This window comes from Desulfospira joergensenii DSM 10085 (genome assembly GCF_000420085.1).
In the GTDB taxonomy this organism is placed as follows: Bacteria; Desulfobacterota; Desulfobacteria; order Desulfobacterales; family Desulfobacteraceae; genus Desulfospira; species Desulfospira joergensenii.
In genome coordinates this window covers 427,509-451,976 of record NZ_ATUG01000002.1, presented here as the reverse complement: position 1 = coordinate 451,976, position 24,468 = coordinate 427,509, and the positions used below count along the sequence as shown (strand labels likewise).

Here is a 24,468-nt window from a genome sequence, read left to right as displayed (position 1 = left end):
TACCTGACATCCTTTCGACTTTCCTACTCCCGGATAAAAAATTCGAGAATCTTCCCGGTCAGCAGTGAAAACAGGATGATGTAGACCGACAGGACCACCGTATACCTTATCCCGAAATAATAGACCATGGCCGGAAGGAACTGGGGTTTTACGTTTCTGTTGTATAGCATGGCCGCGATCAGACCCTTCCTGGCACCCTGTTTTTTCAGTTCTCCGAGCATGGGATAGATAATATAGGGGGGCCCGGAGATCAGGATCCCGCTGATGACTGCGTAAAACCAGCCGCGGAGACCGGATCCGGCCCCGATGTGCTTTTGGATCCATCCGGGGTTGATAAAGAGGTTGACCAGGAAAAGAAAACCAAACACCAGCCCCAGAATCGGGATCACCTGGGTAAGCATCATGGAAAAATAGGCCAGGGCTTTTCCTGCGGTATCCATATTGAAAAGGGCGGTCACCCCGTACATCACCAGCACAGAGATCAAAAACCTAACCCTTCCGCTCAGTTTTTTCTTTTCCGGCTTCATGACAGGATTTCCAGGGTATAGACGGTGGCAACGGCCACCAGAATTGCAAACACGAAATTGAGAAGATTGCGGACCACGGCAAATCGTTTTCCCAGAAAGGTGCTTTCCAAGGGGATCATGACAAGCCCCACCGTGGTCCAGGTCATGATAAAGGCTGTGACTGCGATCAGGCTGACCCCGCCTTTTAAAAGCTCCCCGCCGACAATATAGCTGGTAATGGGTATCCCGAAGGAGATGGCCCCGGCAGCCGCCCCGATAATGGGATCCAGCAGATAGTTTCCCGTGAACCAGTCCTGGTAATGGTGCTGGAAAAACTGCTGGAGAAGACTGACCAGAAGGAGCATGCCGCAGAGCATGGGCAGAACGGTTTTGAAAAGGTTGACCGTCTTCAGAAACGCCTCCCTCATCCGTCTCCCCTTTCCCCCATCCTGTTCGCCCTTGACGGCTTTGGTTTAACATTCATTTTTCTTTTCATTTTCTTTCCTGGCCAGGCCAACATACGTTCCTGTTTGATGACAGCGGCAATCGTTCTTCCTCCGTCAAGAGTATCATCCATTATTGAATATCAATCCAATATCTTCGCTTTTGAACCTTGAGTTCCGGATCCTCCGTTAGATTCTCAAAGATTCCACCGCATTTTTCTATTACCTTCCTGGATCCCAGATTATCCATATCACAGGTGATCAAAACCCTCTGTATCCCAAGATCCGAACAAATCGGGAGCGCCTGCCTGAACATCTCCATGGCATACCCTTGTCTCCTGCAGGCCGGGATAACCCCATAGCCGATATGGCCACCGATTCTTTCGAGAAAATCATTTAAATAATGCCGAATAGAGAGCCGCCCGACAATTTGCCTGTCAACAACCCCGACAAGAAATGTGCTCGGAACGAATTTATCCGGCAGACCTTTGCCCAAAGGCCACCCTTCGAGCTTTTTGATATATTCCAGGAACGGGATTGATTCATCAAAATCAAAGGCAAATTCAAATGCCGGCATCTTGTTTCTGAATGCCGCAACCGCATTTTTGAAAGAGAGTTCATCTTCTGGGCGCAAAGGCCTTAGTTTCAATTTGTTTGATTCCATGTTTTATCCGGGCTTTTACCATCTGCAGGTTGACGGCATCATCTTTTTTGTTGAAATTAATTTTCATAAAAGGTCCATTCTACCCTCAAAAAGAGGGATTTAAAAGAGGCATATGTTTTTAAAACTATGATATTCTTGGAGAGCCGGATCGGTATCCATCGATTTGATGGAGCCTCCTGAAAGGCTCCCCGGCCAGATCAACACCAAGGCCATGGGTCGTATTGGGTTCTTTTGAAAAAACCGGTAATCCTTTTCAAAAAAAGCTTTACTTTCCGGTCCATTATCCTCCATAAGTATAGAAATATCATTCAACAGGATTACAGCGGGGTTTCGGCTGCCGGGGGCAGGGCCATGGAACGAAAATGCAAAGTCCCGGCTTGGCCATTCCCCGGAAAAACCGGTTGAATATCTGGAAAACCCGGAGCCCGAACCCTTTTCCCAACGATTGATTCAACATGAAAAAACAGATAATTCGCCATATCGCTGTCACCGCTCTGGTAACGCTGCTCCTGGGCGGATTCATCCATTGGGCTTTGACGAAAAATTTCTTTCAGAAACAGCACCTTGATATCACCCGTCAATTATCCTTTACCCGATTCAGGCTGGAAAACAGTATTTCCAACTGCCTCCTTATAGTGGAAGGGGTATCCCATTTCATTTCCAGTACACCTGACCTCACCGCAGAAAAATTTCAATCCTATGCCGCCCTGGTATTCAAGAAAAAAAATCTGCTCAAAAACATCGGTGCCGCACCGGATATGGTCATCCGATATGTCTATCCCCTCAAGGGCAATCAGGCCATCCTGGGAAAGGATTACCGGAGCCTGCCCGGGCAGTGGCCCGATGTCCGGAAAGCCTTGGCATCCGGGGAGCTGGTCACATCCGGCCCCCTGAAACTGGTACAGGGAGGCACCGGCCTCATCGGCAGGGCCCCGGTCCATGTGATGAAAAACGGGGAAAAACATCTCTGGGGCCTCGTCTCATCGGTGATTGACATGGACCGCCTCTACGAATCCGCCCAGCTCCGGACTTCAGGAATGTCCATGGCCATACGGAAAAAGGGAAATCCTCTCCTTGCTTTTTATGGAGACCCGGCCCTGTTCCTGCCCGGGGCCCGGGCAGTGATCCTGCCCGTAATCCTCCCGGGGGCTGAATGGGAAATGGCTGCGGTTCCCCCACAAGGGTGGTCCGGACTGCCGCCCTATATCCTGGCCGTTGACGCATTTCTCCTTCTCTTTGGCATTGCCGTGGGGTACGGGGGGATCAGATCCATCCAGAAAAACCATGCCTTGAGTGAAATCCGCCTCAGCCTAGACATGTCCCAGGCCATTTCCCACCTGGGCAACTGGTCCATGAATCTTAAAACCGGTAAACTCTGGTGGTCCGATGAAACCTTCAGAATTTTCGGCCTGGACCGGGAAACCGTAACCCCGGACATGGAGCTTGTCCGATCCATGCTGATGGAGGATGAACGCAGACAGGTTGATCTGGCCGTGGAAAAAGCCATCAATGAATGCGGAAAATATACCATGGACCACCGGATTATCCGGCCCAACGGAGAGATCATTCATGTGGAAGCCCGGGGATCTGTTCAATGCGGGCCCGGAGGAACTCCCCAAAAGTTCACCGGAACCCTCCTGGACATCACCCCCAGGAAAATGGCCGTGGAGGAACTCAAAGCCAGGGAGGAGCAGATGCGGGCCATGGCCAGGGCTTCCCACGATGCATTGATCATGATTGACAGTTCAGACCAAATCCTGTTCTGGAGCGATATGGCCCAGAAGATGTTCGGCTGGACCGCCGATGAAGCCAGGGGCAGATCCATGCACCGGCTGATCACCCTTCCCGAAGACTGCAAAAAGGCCCTGGAGGGACTGAAGCACTTCTCCCGGTCCGGGACCGGGCCTGTCATCGACTCGGTCATGGAATTTACAGCCGTAAAAAAGGACAAAACCACCCTTCCGGTGGAGCGGTCTGTGGCCGCCTTCCGACTGGGAGAGTCCCACTATGCCGTGGGCAGTCTTAGGGATATCAAGAACCGGAAGAAAAAAGAGGAAGAACTCAGGCGCCTGGCCACCACAGACGGGCTGACCGGCCTTTTCAACCGGCGCAGGTTCATGGAACTGGTCCTTGGGGCCCTGAAAGAAAACCGGCGGTATAAAGCCCCCTTTTCCGTAATCATGTTTGATGCGGACAAATTCAAGCGGGTCAACGATACTTTCGGCCACGAAGCCGGAGACAGGGTGCTGGTGGACATTGGAAAAACCGTGGGACAGATGATGCGGGAGACCGATTTTCCCGGGCGCCTGGGCGGGGAAGAATTTGGCGTGGGCCTGCCCCATACCGACCTTGAAGGGGCCCGCCATCTGGCGGAAAGGCTCCGCGCGGCCTTTGAGACCTCATCCCTTACAACCGACGAGGGCAGGCCCCTTTCCTATACTGCCAGTTTCGGTGTAGCCTGCTGCAGGGAATGCCATGGCGCGGAAGACCTCATGAAACAGGCGGACGATGCCCTGTACCAGGCCAAGGCAAAGGGCCGCAACCGCGTTGAAATCTATACAGACACTCCCCGGGAAGATGCCGGGGAGTGAGAATTCGTTGAAATTAAAATAAAAACATCTTTTCAGGGTAATTTTTTAGATTCCATTTTTTGTGAAATTCCGATCAAAGTGGGAATCCCAGAAAAATATTAATTAAATCCTCACTTTTTGCTATAAAGGGATTCGGCTGTTTTAGATAAAAAGGGAGGACAGGGAGGATATCCATAGTGATGACAACAAGCGGCAAAACAATCTTACTCGGGATTCTGGCAGGAATCTTTATGCTGTCGGGCTGCAGCACGGCCTATTATGCGGCCATGGAAAAATTCGGCAAGGAAAAGCGTCACCTGCTCAAGGACAATGTGGAGGACGTAAAGGAGAGCCAGACCGAGGCCCAGGAAGAATTCAAGGACGCCCTGACCCGGATCAAGGAGCTCTACGCCTTTGAGGGCGGTGACCTTGAGACCTTCTACAACAAACTCAAGGACAGCTACGAGGACTGCGATTCCAGGGCCTCCCAAATCGAAAAGCGGATCAATGCCGTGGAGACCGTGGCCGCAGACCTGTTTTCGGAATGGGAAGGGGAGATCCTGGAAATCAAGGATGCCCGGTTCAAAAGTTCCAGCAAAAAATCCCTGGCCGATGCCAGGATCCGGTATAAGAAACTGGAACTGGCCATGGCCAAGTCCACCCAAAAAATGTACCCGGTCCTGGAAAAACTCAAGGATTATGTACTCTACCTTAAACACAACCTCAATGCCAAGGCCGTAGGGACCCTGGGCAATGAGGTGGTGTCCATAGAAAGCGACGTGGCCGTCCTGGTCCGGGATATGAACCGATCCATTCAGGAGGCAGACAAGTTCATAAACAGCTTCTGATCTTTCTGATAAATTGGAGAGATGTCCGCTGTTCCCCTAGTCTATATTGCAATTTTGGAGATATGTCATGAGAGTCGACGGAAAAGAGTTGAGACCCATCTGGTTTGACCGGGCCCGGGGAATCGTCCGGGTCATTGACCAGAGGTTTCTGCCCCATGAACTGATCATCAAAGACCTGACCCATGTGGATGAGGTGATCCGGACCATTAAGGACATGGTTGTCCGGGGAGCCCCCCTTATCGGCGCCACCGGCGCCCTGGGCGTCTATGTCAGTCTGGTCCAGGACGGGGCCCGGCCCGGGGATGACAACTATATTGAGGATGAATGCCGCCGCCTGAAAGATGCCAGGCCAACGGCCATGAACCTGTTCTGGGGCGTGGACCGGGTCTGGGATGCGGTCCAGGTGCATTCATCCCCCGAGGTTAGGATCGAGGTGGCCCTGAAAGAGGCCCTGGAAGTGGTGGAGGAAGAGGCGGTCAACTGCCGGAAAATCGGGGAATTCGGATCCTCTCTCATTGAAAAGATCTGGGACCAAAAAAACGGAGAACCCGTCAACATTCTCACCCACTGCAATGCGGGCTGGCTGGCCTGCATTGAATACGGCACGGCCACGGCCCCCATTTACACGGCCTTTGACAAGGGAATTCCCGTTCATGTCTGGGTGGACGAGACCCGGCCCCTGAACCAGGGGGCCAGGCTCACGGCCTGGGAACTGGGAAAGCACGGAGTTCCCCACACGGTGATCACGGACAACGCCGGAGGTCATATCATGCAGCACGACATGGTGGACCTGGTCATTGTCGGGACCGACCGGACCACCCGGGCCGGGGATGTCGCCAACAAAATCGGCACCTATTTAAAGGCCCTGGCCGCCCGGGACAACGATATCCCTTTTTATGTGGCCCTGCCCTCCTCCACCTTTGACTGGTCCATCACAGACGGGGTAAGGGACATTCCCATAGAGGAGAGGAACCCGGACGAAATCCGCTATGTCCAGGGGCTGTGCAACGGAGAAATCCGGGAGGTCCTGGTTCCCCCGGCAAAAAGTCCCTGCGCCAACCATGCTTTTGACGTGACCCCGGCAAGGCTGGTCACGGGATTCATCACCGAGCGGGGGATCTGCCGGGCGGACGAGGCTTCCATCATGGCCCTGTTTCCTGAAAAGAAAACAAAATAAAAATATAGGGTTAAAAACGAAACCATATGAATGAACACAATCCTGAACTCACCGGGCTTGAAAAAAAAATCATTGCCCTGCTCCAGACGGATATCCCGGTTGTCCAACGCCCCTTCAAAGAGATGGCCGATAAGATCGGAATTACCGAGGATCAATTTTTAAAGGTGCTCTCCGGCCTGGATGACCGGGGAATGATCCGGAGGTTCGGAGCCACCCTCAAACACCAGAAGTCCGGGTTCACGGCCAATGCCATGGTGGCCTGGAAGGTGGACGAGGACCGGGTGGAAAAGACCGGGACCATCATGGCCGGATTTGAGGAGATCACCCATTGCTACCGGAGGGACCCGGCCCCGGGCTGGCCCTACAACCTTTACACCATGGTCCATGCGGGCAGTGAAGAGGAATGCCGGGCCGTGGTCCAAAAAATATCCGATGCCGTGGGAGAAAGAGAATTCTCCATGCTCTTTTCCAGGAAAGAACTGAAAAAAACCTCCATGAAGTACTTTGAAGACTGATCCGCCCCATATCCTCTGCGTCAATCCCTGGATCCACGATTTTGCCGCCTTTGATTTCTGGGCCAAGCCCCTGGGGCTTTTATCCATTGCTGCCATGCTCCGCCAGGCAGGGAGCCGGGTCTCCTATCTCGACTGCCTGGACCGGTTCCATCCCGGGGAAGACCGGCCCGCAAAAATCCTCTGGGACGGCCGGGGGCCCTATGGCAAAAGCCCTCTTGACTTCAAAACCACCATTTCCCCCTATCTGCCCCATGGATCTGTTCTGCCGGAGATCGGCCAGACCTTTTCCAGGTACGGGATCTCCCCGGAAAGGTTTATCCGGGACCTGAAAGAGCTTGACCGGCCGGACCTCATCCTGGTCACCTCCGTCATGACCTATTGGGCCTCGGGTGTGGCCGAGACCATCTCCTGCATAAAAACCCAATTTCCCGATGTCCCGGTGGTCCTGGGGGGGATCTACGCCACCCTGTGCCGGGACCATGCCCTGGCCCTTTCCGGAGCCGACCGGGTCATATCCGGACCCGGGGAACCGGTTATCGCCGATATTGTCCGGGAATTCACCGGGGTTAACATGGATATTCCCATGGATCCGGATGACCTGGACTCCTGGCCTTTTCCGGCCCTGGATCTCCAGAATCACATGGCCTATGCCCCCATCCTCACCTCCAGGGGCTGCCCCTTTTCCTGCGACTACTGCGCCTCCTCCTTTCTGGAACCCGGATTGAGGCGACGGTCCCCGGATCATGTCTTCCATGAAATTCAACACTGGCATGAGTCCCGGGGAATACAAAATTTTGCTTTTTACGACGATGCCCTGCTGGTGAACGGGGAGCGGTACGCCTTTCCCCTCCTGGAAAAGATCGGCTCTTCGGGCATGGACCTCATGTTTCATACCCCCAATGCCCTGCATATCCGGGAAATCGATGAGACCGCCGCCCGGCTCATGTTCAGGGCCGGATTCAAAACCATCCGCCTGGGCCTGGAAACCACGGATTTTGCCGGAACCCGGAACCACGACGCCAAGGTGAAAAAAGACGAGTTTTCCCGGGCGGTCCGGGCCCTGAAAACCGCAGGATTTAACCGGGACCAGATCGGGGCCTACCTCTTATGCGGCCTGCCCGGTCAGGATCTTGGGGATGTAAAATCCTCCATGGAATTGGTCAGGGAGGCCGGTATTACCCCGGTCCTGGCCTATTACACCCCCATTCCCCATACGCCCATGTGGGATCAGGCCGTAAAAGAGGCCCGGTTCGATATCCGTCTCCACCCGGTATTGACCAACAACACCCTCTTTCCCTGTGTGGAATCTGAGGAAGAGGTCGGCCGGATCCATCAACTAAAGACCCTGTTGTAAATGAATCCGGCCGGACCTGCGGAAAAGATTTGAAAATTGTTTGAAAATGGGTATGATGGACAATAGGAAAAAGGATTTTCAACCCCGAAAAAGCAGGAAACTTGATCATGATCGTATTTGATCTTGAATGTCTTAACGGGCACACCTTTGAAGGCTGGTTCGAAGACAAAAAAGATCTTGAAAACCAGATGGAGCAGGGCATTCTCCAGTGCCCGGTCTGTGAAACCTGCTCCGTGGTGCAGAAGCTTCATCCCATTGCCATAAAAAAGTCTTCTTCATCCTGCAGCCCGGCCCATGTCCCCTCTCCCCAGGCCCGACAGGCCCTGAGGGCGAGCCAGGAAGCCATGGCCGAACTCACGGAAAAAGTGGCGGATTACGTGGAAAAAAACTTTGAAGACGTGGGCTCCTCCTTTACCAAGGAAGCCCTGAAAATGCATTACGGCGCCGCCGAGCATAAGAATATCCGGGGCACCACCACCCAGGAGGAGGAAAAGGTACTCTCCAAGGAAGGAGTCCCGGTATTTAAAGTCCCGGTCATTAAAAAAGAAAACGAGGACCTCAATTGAGATCTTTATTGAAAAGGATCTCCCCGGTTTTCTGGGGACTGGCCGTCGGCCTGGCAATTCTTTGTTCCTGCACCAGCCCCTTGGCCTTTTCCCTCCGTTTCAGCCGGGTGGACGGACTCAAACAGGGAGATCCGGTGATCTTCAGCTATCAGTCCGTGGGCCGGGTAAAAGAGATCACCTATACCCGGGATGCGGATTTCCTGGTCGGGGTTGAGATCCAGAAGGAGTTTCTCTATCTGGCCACGGAAGACTCCCGGTTTTTTATCGGCGATTCGCCCCTGGATGCCAAAAGAAAAGCCGTTCTCCTGGAGCAGGAAAAACCCGGGGGGAAACCCATTGCCCAGGATTCCGTGGTCCGGGGCAGTTCTCCGGCCGACTCCGTAAAACAGACCGCCGATTCCCTGGCAAGAATCATGGAGACCGCTTTTTCCTCCCTTCTCCGGGAACTTGAAAACTTCCAGGAATCCGAAGAATACGAGGACCTGAAAAAAAAATTATCCGAGCTTGAAACCCGCCTGAAATCTTCGGGAAAGGAAATGGAAAAAACCATCCGGGAAGAGATCCTGCCCAATATAGAGAAAAAGCTCAAGGAGATCATCAAAGAACTGGAAGATCAGGGACAGAAGGACAAGGCCCGGGAGCTTCAAAAAGAATACCGGAAACTCCAGGATGTTTGACAATTCAAGTCATGAAATGTGGGAGGCGGTCCCAAAATAGGTATACTGTCCCCGGAATTCTTGGCGCACTAACGTGCTCTTCACATGCAGTTAAAGCGAGAAAGCACTTCGAAAGAGAGCATTTTTCATGGCCTTTGAAAAATGATAAAACCCCATCTCTTTGGCTGTCATCTGTGAAAGGGCTTGTTATCTCAATTACTATTGATAAATACATCAACCAAGTGCGTTCTTTTTAGGCAGAATGCTCAACATCGTCAGGGTATTTGCCATTCTTAAAAGCATCATACCAGATGTTCCTCATCTCAGAGCTTGAAACATTCAGCATTTTAAGTATTTCCATCGTAAAATCAACAGATCCTAACCCACTTGCTGTGATGATATGCTGATCGGCCATTGCTATTTTATCTATATAATTGTCACCATCTGAATAATCAGGGACGGTCTCTTGTATATACTTTAGGGAATTGCTAGTATGTTTTTTCCCCTTTAATATTCCAGCTTTTGCAAGAACGGTCGTGGCAGCGCAAATAGCAGCTATGGGAATATTTCGTTTATCTAACTCTTTCAATAAACTATTCATTACATGTTCCGAATACCCTTTTTCCCACATATAGCCACCTGGAAAGATGAATAGAAGTATATCTTCGAAATTGATCTGGCTCAGAGTCTGATGTGGTTTAACATGCAAACCTCCCATAGAATTAATTGGTTTTTCATCAAATCCAACAGAAACAACTTCAAATTGCCCCAACCTTTTCAGTTCTGCAAGAGCATGCCCGATTTCCCAATCTGCATATCCTTCAAATAATAAAACGTACACTTTCTTCATATATCACTCCAGATAACGTATTTTTCACTTGTCGGTGTGAAGCGGCAGCGTAACACCGATCAGGTGCAGAAAATTATTAACTTGTATTTCATGGTTCAACCGTCTTTGTTTTATTACCCCATGGGCAAACTTTAATACAAATACCACAGATTCCTGGTGTAATATCCGGGATCTTACCAAATACGTCACGCACTTGATGAACGCATTTTTTAAGGTCTATAGCCTCTGACCTGCTGGAATAATGGCTAGTGGTATTAGCTCCAATGATTGCTCCAGCTGGACAATGGTCTTTGCATTGCTGACATTTTCCGCATCTATTCTTAATCGGTGAATCCGGCACGATATCAGCGTCGGTAAGAATTGTTGTCAGCCTAACTCTCGGACCAAAATCCGGATTTACAATGAGAAGGCTTTTACCTTGCCAACCAATCCCCGCAGCTAATGCAACGGCTTTGTGAGATATATATGATGTACATTTTTCTGAATCGAGTGTTTGACTCGCAGGAATGGGAACTGCTTGTGCGGAATTCGACTGCAAAAGATTTGTTGCTCTTATAGCAAGGTCGTCAAGCAGTGCATTTACTCGACAATAATGGGATGAATATAGAGGAGTGGGTTGTTTATCAATCATGTTCATTATTGGACCAGAAAGACGGACTGCAATACTTACTGCCCTATGAAAACCGCTTAAGAGGTCACTTGGTTCTGTATCAATTCCTGATAGCTTGGCAGTGTCCGCCACGCGAACAATACTTGCTCCCCAACTCTCCAATTTTTCAATAAATTCTGTTTTATCAATCAAGGATTTCATTAAATGTAATACTCACAAATGTTGTTAAAAGCTAACGATGAATTAAGCGGGCGCCCGGTTTTTGCGCTCCGATTAAATGACAGGTTCGATGCCTATCCTTTTTCTCACTAGGTAAGATCTGGCAGGCATGCTTTTGGTTCTTTCTCGATCCATGAAAACCGTGAACGATAAACCCCTCACGGACTCAAAGCCATACCTCGCCGTTAATTTGGCGATCTGTTCTTTGCTATGGAGATACATTGTTATACTTTTATCCGATTTTGTGTACTCTGCCCCAACTTCAACCGCATGAGCCTCAGTCTCAGAACGATCCCCAACCACGAATACAAATAATCCACCCCTGCGAATAATGCGATTGGTTTCTTCAAAAATAAGAGATAGATCACTAAAAAAATTAAAAACGCCAGTACAGACGGCATGATCTATGCTTTCTGAATCGAAGGGGTATGGAGTCTTGTTCACGTCATGCAGATGCAGAGACGAGAAACCTTTGCTGCGACATGCGTCAAGCATCTGCGGTGAGATATCCATACCATGGATTTTCAGACCTGCTTTAAGAAATAATAAAGATCCCAAACCAGTGCCGATTCCAATATCCAGCATAGACTGACCAGGTTCAACATGAGCGTAAGTCAGGCCGAAGGCAACTTCGGGACCGTACCAACCAGTTGCCTCTGCTTCTTCGTCATAGGCTGTTATCATTTCATCTATCTGGTCCATGATTCTTCATTGCCCTTTCTGAACATCGAACTGGTTTTTCACGCGCCCAGCTTTTCGGGTCGCGTGGAAAAATGGGTTATAATTTCAATAATTCTTTTGAGTGTTGGATTCTTCCTTTTTGCCCGAAACTAATATCTTGACCTTTATAATCAAATGATATCAATTCTTCTTTATTTATTTCAGCCTTCGAGAGTATTTTCCCATTTGGATCTATGATGGCAGTTGGTGCTATTTGATTTTTTGAAATACTATTCGCTGATACAATATAAATACAATTTTCAACAGCCCGTGTTTGTAAATGCGCTAAAATAAGATTGTATCTGTCAAAATCGGGGTTATCAGATACATCAGCAAAACTAATTGCACAAATTGGTACAGAGGAAACAAATAATTCCCTGAAATATTCAGGAAACCTTATTTCATAGCAAATCCGTATTCCAATTTTGATGTTTTCTATTTCAAAAATTCCCTCATCGAATCCCGGGCTGAAGTTATCACAATCCCAACCCCATAGCGCTCTTTTTTTATATGAACAGATACTTTTATTTTTATGTGATATTTTAACAGTATTAAAATTAGAATTGTTCGCAGATTCTATTGTTCCGAGTGCTATCGATAGTTTGTTTTTTGTTGCTAATTCGAATAGTTCTGTTTCATATTTTGAAAGCTCCCCGAAATCGATCGAGGCGGTATTCTTTCGTTCGACTGGTGGAAAACCAGTTAAGGCACATTCTTGAGTGAGTAAGAAATCTGCATTTTCTAAAGTCGCCAAATTTATTGCTGAAACGAGCTTTTCAAAATTGGTTTCTATATTCTCAGATGCTTTAAATTGAAATGCTGCTAGTTTCATAGATCAAGTTATCTCGATAGGGTTAAAATTTAACGCCCGCTCCGGTGCAAGTGACTGTTAAATCAGTTGGTTATAAATAAGAAAAAATTTACTTAACTAAAACCCATACACCTTTTGGCGCCTGGTGAGCGGGCATAAGTTTTCCTTCATTTCAAAGGTTTTGTCCAGTCCGGCGAATGTCATACTGCCAAGTATAAAATCCGTCTCCAGAATTTCGAAGATCATTTTCATGATTTGACCAAACATGCTTGCAAATCTGAACAATTGTTGCGGACCCATTATTATCTCTAATGGCTTCGACTACCCATTGCATTAATTTGCTTCTGTCAATCATAGTGCCTCTTTTATCTTTGATGATTTAACGGCCGCTGTTGAGCCGCTCGACCCAATGCGGTCTGGAATATTGATTTAAAGTCCGCATGGTCGAGTCGGCTCTAACGTTATTGATAGGCGGAGCGTGAGCAGAGCCTGTCAATAACTTTAGGGCTTTGCTCAACAGCGTCCTATCAGTGATAATAGATGGAAAATTTTCATAATATCGACCGAGCTAACCAGCGGCGGATAAAGAGGCGGAAGCTGCCGGAAAGCCGCTGAAAATGTAAACTGCAACGATGTCCAATTCGCCTCGCTTTTAGCCGTCTGCGTTAAGTGATTTGTTGGGCCAATTTCTATGTAGCAAGCCCATTACGATTTTATCGTGATAGGCACCATACCGATGACATGCCTCACGCATTTTGCCTTCCTTTTGGAAACCAAGTTTTTCATAAGATTTGATAGCTCTGTGATTGCAGTCGGAAACGGTTAGCCAGATACGATGAAGTTTCAGTACATCAAAACCGTATTCCATTACCAGACTACCAGCCTGTGTTCCAATACCTTTGCCCCAATATTCATCATCACCGATAAGGATGAAGTATTCAGCGCTTCGATTATGGCCAGAAATGTTGGAAAAACCACAATATCCAATTGAATGACCGTTAACCCTTATTACTTGATTCCAGCATTTTCTATCATTTAGAATTTGTTCCAAGTAAGCATCAACCCAGGATATATCTCTATCGGGTAAAAATACGGAGAGGCTATATTCCACAGCCTTCTTATTCGACACCCACCTGAAAAAGTCCTGCAAATGATTTTTAGAAAGATCTTCTATCATGTTCGTTTCTTGTAACTTTTTTTAATGGCCCAACAAGCTATATGGGCGTGTCATTTTTCCATATATTATGATATTATTCCAAAAATATGGAAAAAGCAGTCCATTTTTTCCACTTATTGATTTTTGACTGTCGATTTTCCACTTATCAGCATACTACAAACTAAAAAATGGAAAGTAAACCCAAATTCCATCCGGATCCAAGCTTCGAATTCCGGGGACAGTACACCTATTTCTTTGACGTCTTAACTTATTCCAAACAATCTGTGTTTTCATTTTTCAGAAATCTATGAACCCCGTATAGGTCTGGGTGGGGTGCAGGCGGAGACATCGGGTTCGATTGCGTACAGACTCTTCATGGCATGGAGCTGAAAAAGCGAACTGTTTGAGCGGATGCGAGTTTTCGCCTTTTGCGGAGGGGCATGATAGAGACTGTGGCAATCGTGAACCCTGCGGAGTTGCGCCCTGCCCAGGCCGGCCCCCACCGTCTTCGGGGTCCACAGGGCTCCCCCATCTAACCGGCAGGTCTCAGCCGGGCCGGAATCTGGGGCATGGCGCAGAATTCATCCATGATGTATTGGACCAGGTGTGCCTGGGCGCCGTCATCCGGGCATTCGGACTGATGTAGGCTGACCGTTGCCGAGGGGAGTTCGGGCAGTTTTTCCGGGGAGATCCGGCGCAGACCCGGAATCGAGGTGCTGGCACCCACCGGCGCCACAGCAAGCCCGGTTCTGACTGCTGCCAGGATCCCGGAGATGCTCGGACTTGAATAGGCGATTCTGTAAGGGATATTCTGCTTCTCCAATGCCTGGATGGCCCATTGACGGTAGATGCATCCCTGGTGGAAAACGGCAATGGGCAGGGGCGATTTCCGTTCAGGTTCCGTATCTCTGGGTCCCACCCATATGACAGGCTCCCGGCGCAGAAAAACGCCTCCCGGCTCCATCTGTTGGGTGTTTCTCAGACAGATATCGATTTTACCCTGCTCCAGCATTTCTAAAAGTTCATTGGAAAGATCACAGAAAAGATCGACTTCAACCAGGGGGTATTTTTCTGCAAACCGCCTCAGAATCCCGGGCAGATGCAGAGCCGCATAATCTTCGGCTGATCCGATGCGGATCAGGCCGTTCAAATCCGGTTCCTTAAATAAGGCCATTGCTTCATGGTTTAACTGCAAAATACGGTTGGCGTAGGTTAAAAGGGTTTCCCCGTGATCGGTCAGCTCCACCCCCCGGGGCATCCGTTTAAAAAGCGGCTTCCCCAGGTTTTCTTCCAGCTTGCGCACCTGTATGCTGACGGCGGACTGGGTGAGATTTACCCTCTGGGCGGCCTGGGTAAAATTCAGGGTTTGGGCGGCAGCCACAAAGGTCCTGAGGATGTCCGGTGTTAAATCCATAATAGAATCCATAAATATTATTTATCGGAAACATAATAAACATTTGTTTGTGAAATGTCAAAGTCTCCTCCAATATGACGCTCACCATAACTTGATGATAAATGCTGAATTGGAGTGAAAGATGAATATTGAACAATTGCGTAAAGGTATTGTGGATTTCTGCCGCAGACAAATCGAAAAAAAGCAGCTCCCCCATTGGTGGAGAGATCCGATCCTGGCGACCGCAGTTGCTGATGAGAGATTCAATATTCTGCCTGGAATTGCCGCCCCCGGCCATATGCTTCCCCGGGATCTTCTTCCATCCTGCAGAACCGTTGTTGTTTTTTTCATTCCATTTGCCCCTGAACTGACCCGGGGCAATATAAAGGGGAATTTTCCCAGTGATGACTGGGGCCGCTCCCTTTCCCTCACCAATGATCTGATCCGGGATATCAGCGAATTCATCAGGGTTTCTTTAGCGAAAGCCGGATATACTTCGGAATTAACGCCGGCCACCTATAATTTTGATCCCGAATCCCTGACCGCCCGATGGTCCCACAAGCATCTTGCACATATTTCAGGGCTGGGGCGGTTCGGAATCAATGGCCAGATGATCACACCCTCAGGCTGTTCCGGCCGGTTGGGCAGCCTGGTGACAGAGACGGATCTGGGGGAACATCCATTGGTATTGAATGAAGATCTCTGTTTGCACAAGGCCGGACAGGAATGTCTGAAATGTATCCGTAACTGTCCGGTTCAGGCCGTAACCCTGAACGGTATTCTTCGGCAAAAATGCAATCAGCGCCTGCAGGTGAACCGGAAAAAATTTGCCGCCAGGCCGTATATGTCCGAGGATATGGAAGTCTGCGCCAAATGCGTGGCCGGCATGCCCTGCAGCCTGACCTCACCGGTTCCGGTTTCGGCAGTCTTGAACGATGACTTGCCCAAAATTCCAGGGGCGGCGGCTTCCAGACCGGGTTTCCTTTCTTAAAAAAACCCGAACCGGATCATCCCCCCGGGGCCCTGCAGGGCAATTTTTCTCTTGTCATTTGGGGTGACCGGGTTTACATTTCGTTCCAGGGGATCACCCTGCTTCATCTGATTCCACCATGATATTTGATGAGGTTTTTTATCCATGCCCCAGGATCCAGCGAACTTTTTAACACTTTCCCAGGCCGTTGACGCCCTTGCCTCAGATTTCGGGCAATACGGTCCCCAGTCCGCCATGTTCCGCAAAATCGGCCCGTTGATTCTGGGTAAAGATTTTAAAACCGGCATGTCCAGCGGCCGCAGAACGAACTGGATCCGCCGGATGGAGGGCTGCCCCCATGAGCCGGTGGATGAAACCGCTTTGGGTTTTTATCTGATTCATATGCTTGAAACTAGGAATATCAATGCAAAGGACATGGCAAAGATCTGTACCCTGGTTTTTGAAACGCCTGTCCGCCCGGGAAAGTTCAAGGGCGAATCCGGGGTATGGGTGGAAGGCCAGGAGGCCGGGTTTGTCTGCAGAAGATGCGGAGGCTGCTGCCGCCGCCTGGCAAATACCTGCACCCCAGAAGATTATTGTTTATGGAAAAGTCTTGGCCGTGACGATATCCTGGCCTGGGTGAAACAGGAGGTCCTGGGTCACGGAAAAATTCAATACCGGATCTGGGTGGATCCCCGGACCGGGAAATCAGCGGAATCCTGCCCCTTTCTCGTTGGGCAGCCCGGCTCGGATTTGTTTTCCTGCACCATCCAGGATGTAAAACCCCTGATCTGCAGGGAATATCCCTTTACCCAAAAGCATGCCCGGCTTACGGGATGCCCGGGTTTTACCCCCGGGACCGGATAAAGCCGGCTGATTTATGGTTCTGCCTTTAAAAAACACAGCGGAAGAGGTCCTGAGATCAATTCACCAAAAAGCCGGGCCGCCTGTTGACGGTCCGGCTTAAAGAGAGAGTCGGGCATGAAAGAAGATAATTTCTATTATCGTTTTTTCTCTTTCTGCTGTTGGATTTTATATCAAAGCTTTATTACGGAAATATGATACCGGTATTACCGATTTGTCAGGTTTTCCCCTGTTACGGAGGGAACAATGGCAGAGACCCAGGAATAGTGCCCCCATCCTGTCCGGCTTCATCCTTTACCTCCCAGCACATACCCCAGCCAGACCTCACCTGTGCCCATGAGGGACTCATTAATGGAAAAATGGATCACTTCAAGGCTGAACTTTTTGAACAGGGGCCGAAGATCCTTATCCTGCCACAGGGTAAAGGTCCGGCCTTTTTCACGGCTACTTCCCTCCTGCCCCGTCTTCATGGAAAGGAAAACATGGCCCCCGGGATCCAAGGCCTTGAGCACATTTTGAAACGCCGGGACCAGCTCTTTTCTGGAAAGGTGGACAAAGGCCCCGGAAAGCAGGACGGCGTCAAATTCCAAGGAAGAAAAATCATGGGACATAAAATCCCCCTGGATCACCGGGCAGCCCGAATGGGTTTTGGCCAGGTCTGCCAGACCCGGAGAGCGTTCAAATCCCACGGGTTCAAAGCCCTTTCTTTTGAGCCAGAGCAGGTCCCGGCCGGATCCGCAGCCCACATCCAGGATCCGGGCCCCTGGGCTCAGGCATCGGACAAAAGGGCTTAAAAATCCGGAAGGATCCAGACCCACCGTCTTTTCAAAATAGGCTTTGGAATGTTTATGGTAATACCCGGGCATGGGGATTCCATAATAGATTCAATGGGGAAAGACAAGGATGAAAACTTTCTTTTCCAGCGGGTTCACGCCTTTTCTGTATACCAGAAATCGTTGAGCAGGGTAAGGATGTCATAAACCGGAAGGCCCGTGGCCCGGCGAACCGCATCTGTATAGGGAGGCATATTGGTGCACTCCAGAACGATCGCCCCGACCTCGGGATGGGACTCGACCAGGTTCCGGGCCACCATCTTCATTTCCGTCCGGCAAAGGTCCCGGTCCAGGGTAGTGCCTCCCCGGATAAAAACCCGGGTGAACTCCTCTGATTCGTCCATACCCCTGATGACCAGGGGGATATCCTGAATACCGGCACCGGACAGGTGAGCCCGGGTCAGGGATTGCTCCCGGGCCGTGATGATCCCCACGGCCTGGCCAGGTTCCAGGGTCTGAAAGACCTTTGTCACCTGGAGCAGGCTGGAGGTGAGCATGGGCACGGACAGGGCCTTTGACAGTTCCTTGTGAAAAAGGGCCAGAAATCCGCAGGAGGTGGCAAGGGCGCAGGCCCCTTCCCGGATGAGATCCCTGCCCGTCTGTATCATGGGCTGGATGAACCCGGGGTCGGCCTGGAGCACGATTTTTTCCGGGGAGGCGCCCTTGACTATTTTATATCTCACCGGGAAATCAAAGGAGGACGGATTTCCGATATCTCCTTGAATCCGGGGGAAGACCGTATCCAGCATGATAATTCCCATAAAAGGTTCAGCCATATCAATTCCTCCGGAGAAGAGTCTGGATGGGAAGGGGCGTTACCGGAGCCCGGGAGGACGGAGGATGGATCTCGTTTCCCTCGTTTCCGGTCAGGGCGGCCAGGATATCCAGGATCATGGGGCCGCAGGTCCGGCCCTGGCAAAGGCCCATGCCGGCCCTGGTGGCTTTTTTCAGGATCCCGGCGGTTTCAAATCCGTCTCCCAGGGCCCTGCGGATCCGGCCCATGGTGATCTCTTCGCACCGGCAGATGATGGTATCGTCGTGGACTAGACCCCAGGCCTCTTTCGGGATCCTGCAGAGCCGGTTCAAAAATACCCCGTAATCCTGTTCCCTTTTTCTTTGGGCCAAAAGTTCGGGATCTGTCCGGCCCAGGATGGACAGGGCAGCCAGCCTCCCCTCTATCAATGATTTTTTCCCGCCGGCGATTCCAACAGTCTCCCCTGCCCCGTAGATGCCGGGAACTGAGGTTTCCAGGCAATCATCAATGGCAACGGCCCAGCCCCCCTTTGACCTGTCAAGGGAAAGGCTGCAGCCGGCCTGGGCGGCCAGCTCCACATTGGGGGCAAACCCGTGACCCAGGGCCAGGGCCCGGGTTTCATGGATCTTTTCGGTTCCCGGAACCGGCCGGCCTTTGTGGTCCAGTTTTGAAGTGACCACGCTCTCCAGGGCTCTTTTCCCCCGGGCCTCCAGGATCCCGGTTTGAAAATGGACGGGTGTCCGGCTGAGCCATATCCTGGCCTGGTGAACCAGGCCTTCCAGGATCTTGGGTGTGGAATGGGGCAGGTTTCGAAAGATGTTCAATTGCCGGCCAAAGGAGGAGAGATTCACCAGACCCTTTACCCGGCCCTGGTTGAGCAGGATCTGAGAGGCCAGGACCATCTGGAGGGGGGATGTACCGGCAATCAGGGTGGATTGGGCCGGCAGGACCCCGTGGGTCTTGATCAGGATCTGGGCCGCCCCGCAGGACATGACCCCGGGCAAGGTCCATCCTTTAAAGGGAAGAAAGCGTTCCCGGGCTCCGGTGGCCAGGATGATGGAGCCGGCCCGGATCTCCCGGATCCGCTCTTTCCCGTCCTTTGACGTTTCCGAGATCAGGAGGGTGCGGCCCCTGTCAAAGATGCCCCAGACCCGGGCCGGGGAAAGGAGATGAATTCCGGAACCCTCCAGGCCCCTGATCAGGGAAAACCCCTTTTTCTTGGAGGAATCCAGCCGGGAAGCCGCATCCCGGGCCGGCCCTCTGCCCCGCAAGAGCTGCCCCCCCGGCACCGGGTTCTCATCGATCATGAGCACATCCATTTTCTCCCGGGTCAGGACCTCTGCCGCAGCCAGTCCTGCGCAGCCGCTTCCCACGATGACCACATGGAATGAATCAGACTGGATCGTCATGTGTGAAAATCTCCATATTCTCTTTTACCCGGGTCATACAGGCCTGCTGACCGGGTTTCCCGTCAATGGTCACCCGGCACTCGTAGCAGACGCCCATGCCGCAGAGGGCCCCCCGGATCTGGCCGGTCTTCCGGGTCTTTCTTAAACCATAGAGCCCGTTTGCCGTGAGCAGGGCATGAACGGTTTCGCCCTCGTATGCGGCCAGGCGTTGGCCGTTGACCCGGACCGTTATTCTTTTCCCCCTTTTAAATTTTGAGATGCGCAGATCCATAAAATCAGCCATGGGAGCCCTCCTTTGAATCCAGGAACCGGTCCGGTGAAAAGGGTTCCATGGAAAACTCCAGGGGATGTTCCAGAATCATCTTAGATACCAGATTCCCGGTGACGGGGGAGAGGGCAATGCCGTCCCCCTCATGCCCTGCGGCCATGAAAAATCCCTCAAGCCCCCTTACCGGTCCCAGCAGGGGCAGCCCGTCCGGGGTCCAGGGCCGCAGGCCGGCAAAACTTCGGATCATTTCAAGGTTTTGGATCCCCGGAACCACCCGGGAGGTGTTTTGTAAAATGGTCCGGATCCCTTCAAGGGTATTCCGGGTATCAAAGCCGGCAAATTCCCGGGTGGAGCCCAGAAGCAGGTTCCCGTTTTCGGTCTGCTCAATGGACAGGCCTTCCCCGGCCTCCCGGGCCAGATCGGGATTGTACTTGGCGGCAATGTACTTGGCCGAGATCATGCAGTGGGAAATCATGGGCCGGGCCGCCCGGGTGACAACGATCTGCCCTTTTCTCGGCTTCACGGGCAGGGAAAGGCCGGCCATGGCAGCAATGCCGGCCGAACCTGCACCGCAGGCATTGACCACCACATCCCCGAAAAACCGGCCCCGGCCGGTTTCAACCCCGATGACCCGGTTGTTTTGGAAAACAAGATCCAGAACCCGGGTCCGGGAAAGAATCCGGACCCCGGCCTTTTTGGCGGCCAGGGCAAAGCCCAGGGTCAGGCCCATGGGGTTGACCTGGCCGTCCAGAGGGGACCAGGCCGCCCCCAGGATATCCGGAGAAAGCCCGGGCTCTTTTTGGATGGCCTGATCCCGGTCCAGGATACTTACATCCAGCCCAATGGATCTCTGGTCCCGGGCATAGGCCTCCATGGCCCGGTACTCTTCTTCGGTTTCAATGACCACCATGCCCCCGGTCTGCCGGAACTCAAGGGGAACGGGAAGGATCCGGCTTAGCTCCTGAAACCGCTCCAGGCTCTTTAAGGCCATTTCCAGGTGGATCCCCGGTTTTTTGGACTGCATGAAGATCAGTCCGTCACAGGCCCCGGAACTGCCCGAGGCCAGATCCTTTTCTTCCACCAGGGTCACCCGGACAGACTGCCGGGCCAGGTGAAAGGCAATGGAGGTCCCGATGACTCCGCCCCCGATGATCAGGACTTCAGGTCTTGACCCGGTCAAGAGGAGGCTTCCTTTAATCTGGATTCTGCAAAGGAAAAAAACAGGACCGCCCCGGCCAGACCCAGGGTTGCCGTGCGGACGACAAAAAGGTTCAGGATATCGGGCCGGGTGCACAAGAGGGTGACGCCTCCTGCCAGGCAGAAGAGAACCAGACGGCCCGGAATCTTCAGGGGCCGGATAAAAAATGCGCTCAACGCCCCGGCAAAGAACAGGGTGGCCAGAACCAGCCCCAGAACGACCGTCAGGATTTCCAGAAAAGAGCCCTCCATGAGCAGGGCTGGATTGGATATGAATACGTAGGGGATCAAAAATCCCACAAGGGCCAGCTGAAAGGCTTCAAACCCGGTCTGTAGAGGCTTGGATTTGGCAATGGCGGCCGCGCAATAGGCCGGCACGCAGACCGGCGGGGTGATCCCGGCCAGGATGGCAAAGTAAAAGACAAAAAGGTGGGCCGGCAGCATTTCCACGCCCATGGCCAGCAGGGCCGGCCCCCCGATGGTGATGGCGATGATATAGGCCGGGGTGCAGGGCAGGCCCATGCCCAAAATCAGGGAGGTGGCCATGACCAGAATCAGAGCCGGCAGCAGATGCCCCCCGGACCAGTTGGTGATCACCGTGGCGATCCCCAGGGCCAGACCCGTATGGGTCACGATGGAGACCACCATGCCGGCACCGGCACAGGCCAGGGCGATCATGATCATGTTATACCCGGAAAGCTTCAGGGTGGCCCAGATCCGTTTGGGGGTCATGCGGGTCTCCTTTTTGACAAAGGAGATGATAAAGATGATCCCGATGGCGGCATTGGCAGACAGAAAAGGAGAATAACCCTTTAAAAGCAGGGCCACAAGGATCACCATGGGCAGCAGCAGATAAGAGTCCTTCAGGATCTGTTTATAGGAAACCAGGTCTTCTTCTTTTAATCCCAGAAGATTTTCCCTCCGGGCCGTATAATGGACCCTGAGAACCAGGCTCAGATAGTAGAGCAGGGATCCCAGCATGGCGGCGATAACGATCTTGACATAGGAGATACCGGTGATCTCCGCCATGACAAAGGCTCCGGCCCCCATGACCGGCGGCATGAGCATGCCCCCGGTGGATGCGGCGGCCTCCACGGCCCCGGCAAACCGCCTGCGGTATCCCAGCCGGGTCATCATGGGAATGGTAAACACCCCCGTGGAGTAAACATTGGCGGCAGCCACCCCGGAAATGGAACCGAAAAGCCCGGAAGAGACCACGGCGATCTTGGCCGGCCCCCCAACCCCCTTGCCGGCAATTCTGCAGGCAAAGTCCGTGAAAAACTGGCCGGTTTTGGTGACCTCCATAAAGGCCCCGAAAATCACGAACAGGGCCACAAAAGTGGCCGAGACCCCGGTAATGGACCCGAAGATCCCGGCGTCTGTGATCAGGAACTGCATTTCAATAATTTCGGCCAGCCCCACCGGTTTGGCATAAAAGACCCCGGAAAGATAAGGGGCTGCCCAGAGGTAAACGAAAAATCCGGCAATGAGGATGGCCATGGCCGGAACCACGGCCCTCCGGATCGCCTCCAGAAGCAGGAGAATGAGCATCCCCCCCAGGATCAGTTCAATGGCCAGGACATCGTCCACAAATTCCAGGCGTTCGGCCAGGTAGTCATGACGGATGATGACGTACAGGCAGGGAAACAGGGATAAAAAAGCCAGGATCCAGTTCCCGATCCCGACCCTGGAATTATCCTCTTTCCCGCTGAAAGCCGGAAACAGGACAAAAGCCGCCGGAAGAAGAAACAAAAGATGGATTCCCCTCTGGATCCGGGGTTCATAAATCCCGTACATGGCCGTATAGAGCTGGAAAACTGAAATCAGGACCAGCCAGGCCCCCACGGCCTTGTCCTGCCAGTTGTTGAGTTTTCTCATGGAAGATTCCTGTTCCGGATGAAGGAGGTCTTTTCCGTCCGGAAAAATGTTTTGGAAAAAGCAGGAACGGCTGTCGGCAAGAACAGTGAGATCCGCCGGCCGCCCCGGCTTTTTCCCGGTTTGATATCCATCAACCGCTTATTTTAAAAATCCGGCGTCCCTGTAGTACTGCTCCGCTCCCGGATGAAGGGGCAAGGCCACATTTTTCCAGCCCGTCTCCGGCAGAAAATTCTTGTTGGCCGGGTTGATCTTGTAAAGCTCATCCGTATTCTCGCAGATGATCTTGATGATGGTATAGGCGATGTTGTCCGGAACCTCCTTGTTGATGATCAGTTCTCCTGCCGAAACCACTGTGGGGATGTCCTTTTCCTGGCCTTTATAGGTTCCCTTGGGGATCAGGCTTCTGCCGGAATCCCGGGAAAGGGTTCCCAGTTCCTTGTTCAGGTAATCAATGCAGGCATCGGAAAGGGAGATCAGGCGGCTGTCCCGGCTTACGGTCATTTCCGTGATGGCTGCTCCCGGCAGGCCCAGATGGGTGAAGACAAAGTCAACATGCTTATCCTTGTAGAGGTTGACCATATCGGCATATACGGCATTAAAGACTTTTCCGCCGGCCTTTTCAATATCTTTAAAGGAGATCCCGTAAAAACCCAGGATGGTCTTCATCAGGGGAAGATCTGAGGTGCCTTTCATGGGAGCGGCCACCCGGATCTTTTCCCCGGCCTTGATCTTGTCGGCCAGCTGGGCCATGGTGGTCACGCCGCTGTCGGCGGCTCCCAGGGCGTGGATGTGATAGATCCCGAAAATGCCTCCCAGGGACCGGACATCCGGGTTGGGTTTTTTATACACCGGGGCCAGACCCTTTAAAGCCATCTTGTCCACAAAGGTGATGCCCCATCCCAGGTCGTCCTTGTGCTTGGATACCCGGACCGGATTCACCACCCCGCCTCCGGGAACCACTTTGATCACCAGGTTGGGTTCTTGTTCGGCGATCATCCGGGCAATCCCGCCAGCCTGTACGTACCAGCCGCCGCCCACTCCGCCGGCCACCCAGGTCAGGGTTGCCGGTTTTTTCACCGAATAATCAGCTGCCCCGGACAGGCCGGGCAGAAGTCCCAGGATCAAAACCAGTGCCAGCACAAACAATACTTTTTTCATCTTTTTCCTCCCATATATACGGTTGTTGGTTATCTGTTAACGGCTGTGGGCAAATGCCTTTTCACCGTTTCATTGCCTT

At 51.9% G+C, this 24,468-nt stretch carries 25 protein-coding genes; 9 read left to right on the top strand and 16 right to left on the bottom strand.

What is annotated here, in order from left to right:
• Positions 1 to 23 precede the first annotated feature (23 nt).
• From F608_RS0114410 to F608_RS0114395, 3 genes are all read right to left on the bottom strand, one after another.
• Complete coding sequence (locus F608_RS0114410; protein WP_027362771.1) at positions 24 to 527, bottom strand: hypothetical protein; 504 nt, start codon at positions 525 to 527, stop codon at positions 24 to 26.
• On the bottom strand, positions 524 to 934 hold the full coding sequence (locus tag F608_RS0114405) for a hypothetical protein (protein WP_022666353.1): 411 nt from the start codon (positions 932 to 934) through the stop codon (positions 524 to 526). The genes F608_RS0114410 and F608_RS0114405 overlap by 4 nt, the downstream gene beginning before the upstream one ends.
• Positions 935 to 1,082: 148 nt before the next feature.
• Complete coding sequence (locus F608_RS0114395; RefSeq protein WP_022666351.1) at positions 1,083 to 1,613, bottom strand: GNAT family N-acetyltransferase; 531 nt, start codon at positions 1,611 to 1,613, stop codon at positions 1,083 to 1,085.
• Between the two features lie 455 nt (positions 1,614 to 2,068).
• Between F608_RS0114395 and F608_RS34855 the strand changes: the two genes are divergently transcribed.
• From F608_RS34855 to F608_RS0114345, 7 genes are all read left to right on the top strand, one after another.
• Positions 2,069 to 4,204, top strand: coding sequence for a diguanylate cyclase (locus F608_RS34855; RefSeq protein ID WP_022666348.1), 2,136 nt, complete (start codon positions 2,069 to 2,071; stop codon positions 4,202 to 4,204).
• 179 nt (positions 4,205 to 4,383) lie between these two features.
• The gene (locus F608_RS0114370) at positions 4,384 to 5,031 is read left to right on the top strand and encodes a DUF2959 domain-containing protein (RefSeq protein WP_033398489.1); all 648 of its coding nucleotides are present in this window, start codon (positions 4,384 to 4,386) and stop codon (positions 5,029 to 5,031) included.
• A 67-nt stretch (positions 5,032 to 5,098) separates the two neighbouring features.
• Positions 5,099 to 6,208, top strand: a complete 1,110-nt coding sequence (mtnA, locus tag F608_RS0114365) for an S-methyl-5-thioribose-1-phosphate isomerase (RefSeq protein ID WP_022666346.1) — start codon at positions 5,099 to 5,101, stop codon at positions 6,206 to 6,208.
• A 26-nt stretch (positions 6,209 to 6,234) separates the two neighbouring features.
• Positions 6,235 to 6,723: a siroheme decarboxylase subunit beta gene (gene ahbB, locus F608_RS0114360; RefSeq protein ID WP_022666345.1), complete on the top strand. Its 489-nt coding sequence runs from the start codon at positions 6,235 to 6,237 to the stop codon at positions 6,721 to 6,723.
• Positions 6,713 to 8,077, top strand: coding sequence for a B12-binding domain-containing radical SAM protein (locus F608_RS0114355; protein ID WP_022666344.1), 1,365 nt, complete (start codon positions 6,713 to 6,715; stop codon positions 8,075 to 8,077). The genes ahbB and F608_RS0114355 overlap by 11 nt, the downstream gene beginning before the upstream one ends.
• Before the next feature lie 107 nt (positions 8,078 to 8,184).
• Positions 8,185 to 8,643: a DUF1178 family protein gene (locus F608_RS0114350; protein WP_022666343.1), complete on the top strand. Its 459-nt coding sequence runs from the start codon at positions 8,185 to 8,187 to the stop codon at positions 8,641 to 8,643.
• On the top strand, positions 8,640 to 9,320 hold the full coding sequence (locus F608_RS0114345; protein WP_084681157.1) for an MlaD family protein: 681 nt from the start codon (positions 8,640 to 8,642) through the stop codon (positions 9,318 to 9,320). The genes F608_RS0114350 and F608_RS0114345 overlap by 4 nt, the downstream gene beginning before the upstream one ends.
• 232 nt (positions 9,321 to 9,552) lie before the next feature.
• On the opposite strand, the gene F608_RS0114340 is transcribed toward F608_RS0114345, so the two are convergent.
• From F608_RS0114340 to F608_RS32005, 6 genes are all read right to left on the bottom strand, one after another.
• On the bottom strand, positions 9,553 to 10,149 hold the full coding sequence (locus F608_RS0114340; protein ID WP_022666341.1) for a DJ-1/PfpI family protein: 597 nt from the start codon (positions 10,147 to 10,149) through the stop codon (positions 9,553 to 9,555).
• 88 nt (positions 10,150 to 10,237) lie between these two features.
• Positions 10,238 to 10,960 carry a 4Fe-4S double cluster binding domain-containing protein gene (locus tag F608_RS35735; protein ID WP_084681156.1) on the bottom strand — a complete coding sequence of 241 codons (723 nt, stop codon included), beginning with the start codon at positions 10,958 to 10,960 and terminating at the stop codon, positions 10,238 to 10,240.
• A 72-nt stretch (positions 10,961 to 11,032) separates the two neighbouring features.
• Positions 11,033 to 11,680: a class I SAM-dependent DNA methyltransferase gene (locus tag F608_RS0114335; protein ID WP_022666340.1), complete on the bottom strand. Its 648-nt coding sequence runs from the start codon at positions 11,678 to 11,680 to the stop codon at positions 11,033 to 11,035.
• A 76-nt stretch (positions 11,681 to 11,756) separates the two neighbouring features.
• Positions 11,757 to 12,530, bottom strand: a complete 774-nt coding sequence (locus F608_RS0114330) for a carbon-nitrogen hydrolase family protein (protein WP_022666339.1) — start codon at positions 12,528 to 12,530, stop codon at positions 11,757 to 11,759.
• A gap of 631 nt (positions 12,531 to 13,161) precedes the next feature.
• On the bottom strand, positions 13,162 to 13,686 hold the full coding sequence (locus F608_RS0114320; protein WP_022666337.1) for a GNAT family N-acetyltransferase: 525 nt from the start codon (positions 13,684 to 13,686) through the stop codon (positions 13,162 to 13,164).
• 511 nt (positions 13,687 to 14,197) lie between these two features.
• Entirely contained in the window at positions 14,198 to 15,079 is an 882-nt protein-coding gene (locus F608_RS32005; protein WP_022666336.1) for a LysR substrate-binding domain-containing protein, read from the bottom strand.
• A 121-nt stretch (positions 15,080 to 15,200) separates the two neighbouring features.
• On the opposite strand from F608_RS32005, the gene F608_RS32000 reads away from it, so the two are divergent.
• Both F608_RS32000 and F608_RS0114300 read left to right on the top strand, forming a co-directional pair.
• Complete coding sequence (locus F608_RS32000; RefSeq protein WP_022666335.1) at positions 15,201 to 16,049, top strand: hypothetical protein; 849 nt, start codon at positions 15,201 to 15,203, stop codon at positions 16,047 to 16,049.
• A gap of 144 nt (positions 16,050 to 16,193) precedes the next feature.
• Positions 16,194 to 16,895, top strand: a complete 702-nt coding sequence (locus F608_RS0114300; protein ID WP_022666333.1) for a YkgJ family cysteine cluster protein — start codon at positions 16,194 to 16,196, stop codon at positions 16,893 to 16,895.
• Between the two features lie 284 nt (positions 16,896 to 17,179).
• Here the strand turns inward: F608_RS0114300 and F608_RS0114295 are convergent, their stop codons facing one another.
• From F608_RS0114295 to F608_RS0114260, 7 genes are all read right to left on the bottom strand, one after another.
• On the bottom strand, positions 17,180 to 17,758 hold the full coding sequence (locus F608_RS0114295) for a class I SAM-dependent methyltransferase (RefSeq protein WP_022666332.1): 579 nt from the start codon (positions 17,756 to 17,758) through the stop codon (positions 17,180 to 17,182).
• Between the two features lie 62 nt (positions 17,759 to 17,820).
• Positions 17,821 to 18,501: an aspartate/glutamate racemase family protein gene (locus tag F608_RS31995; RefSeq protein WP_022666331.1), complete on the bottom strand. Its 681-nt coding sequence runs from the start codon at positions 18,499 to 18,501 to the stop codon at positions 17,821 to 17,823.
• A gap of 1 nt (position 18,502) precedes the next feature.
• Positions 18,503 to 19,888, bottom strand: coding sequence for an NAD(P)/FAD-dependent oxidoreductase (locus F608_RS0114285; protein ID WP_022666330.1), 1,386 nt, complete (start codon positions 19,886 to 19,888; stop codon positions 18,503 to 18,505).
• Positions 19,872 to 20,171, bottom strand: coding sequence for a (2Fe-2S)-binding protein (locus F608_RS0114280; protein WP_022666329.1), 300 nt, complete (start codon positions 20,169 to 20,171; stop codon positions 19,872 to 19,874). Before F608_RS0114280 ends, F608_RS0114285 begins: the two co-directional genes overlap by 17 nt.
• Positions 20,164 to 21,336, bottom strand: a complete 1,173-nt coding sequence (locus tag F608_RS0114275) for an NAD(P)/FAD-dependent oxidoreductase (RefSeq protein WP_022666328.1) — start codon at positions 21,334 to 21,336, stop codon at positions 20,164 to 20,166. Before F608_RS0114275 ends, F608_RS0114280 begins: the two co-directional genes overlap by 8 nt.
• Complete coding sequence (locus tag F608_RS0114270; RefSeq protein WP_022666327.1) at positions 21,333 to 23,231, bottom strand: TRAP transporter permease; 1,899 nt, start codon at positions 23,229 to 23,231, stop codon at positions 21,333 to 21,335. Before F608_RS0114270 ends, F608_RS0114275 begins: the two co-directional genes overlap by 4 nt.
• Before the next feature lie 138 nt (positions 23,232 to 23,369).
• A complete protein-coding gene (locus F608_RS0114260; RefSeq protein WP_022666325.1) occupies positions 23,370 to 24,389 on the bottom strand; it encodes a TAXI family TRAP transporter solute-binding subunit in 1,020 nt (339 codons plus the stop codon).
• Between the last annotated feature and the right edge of the window lie 79 nt (positions 24,390 to 24,468).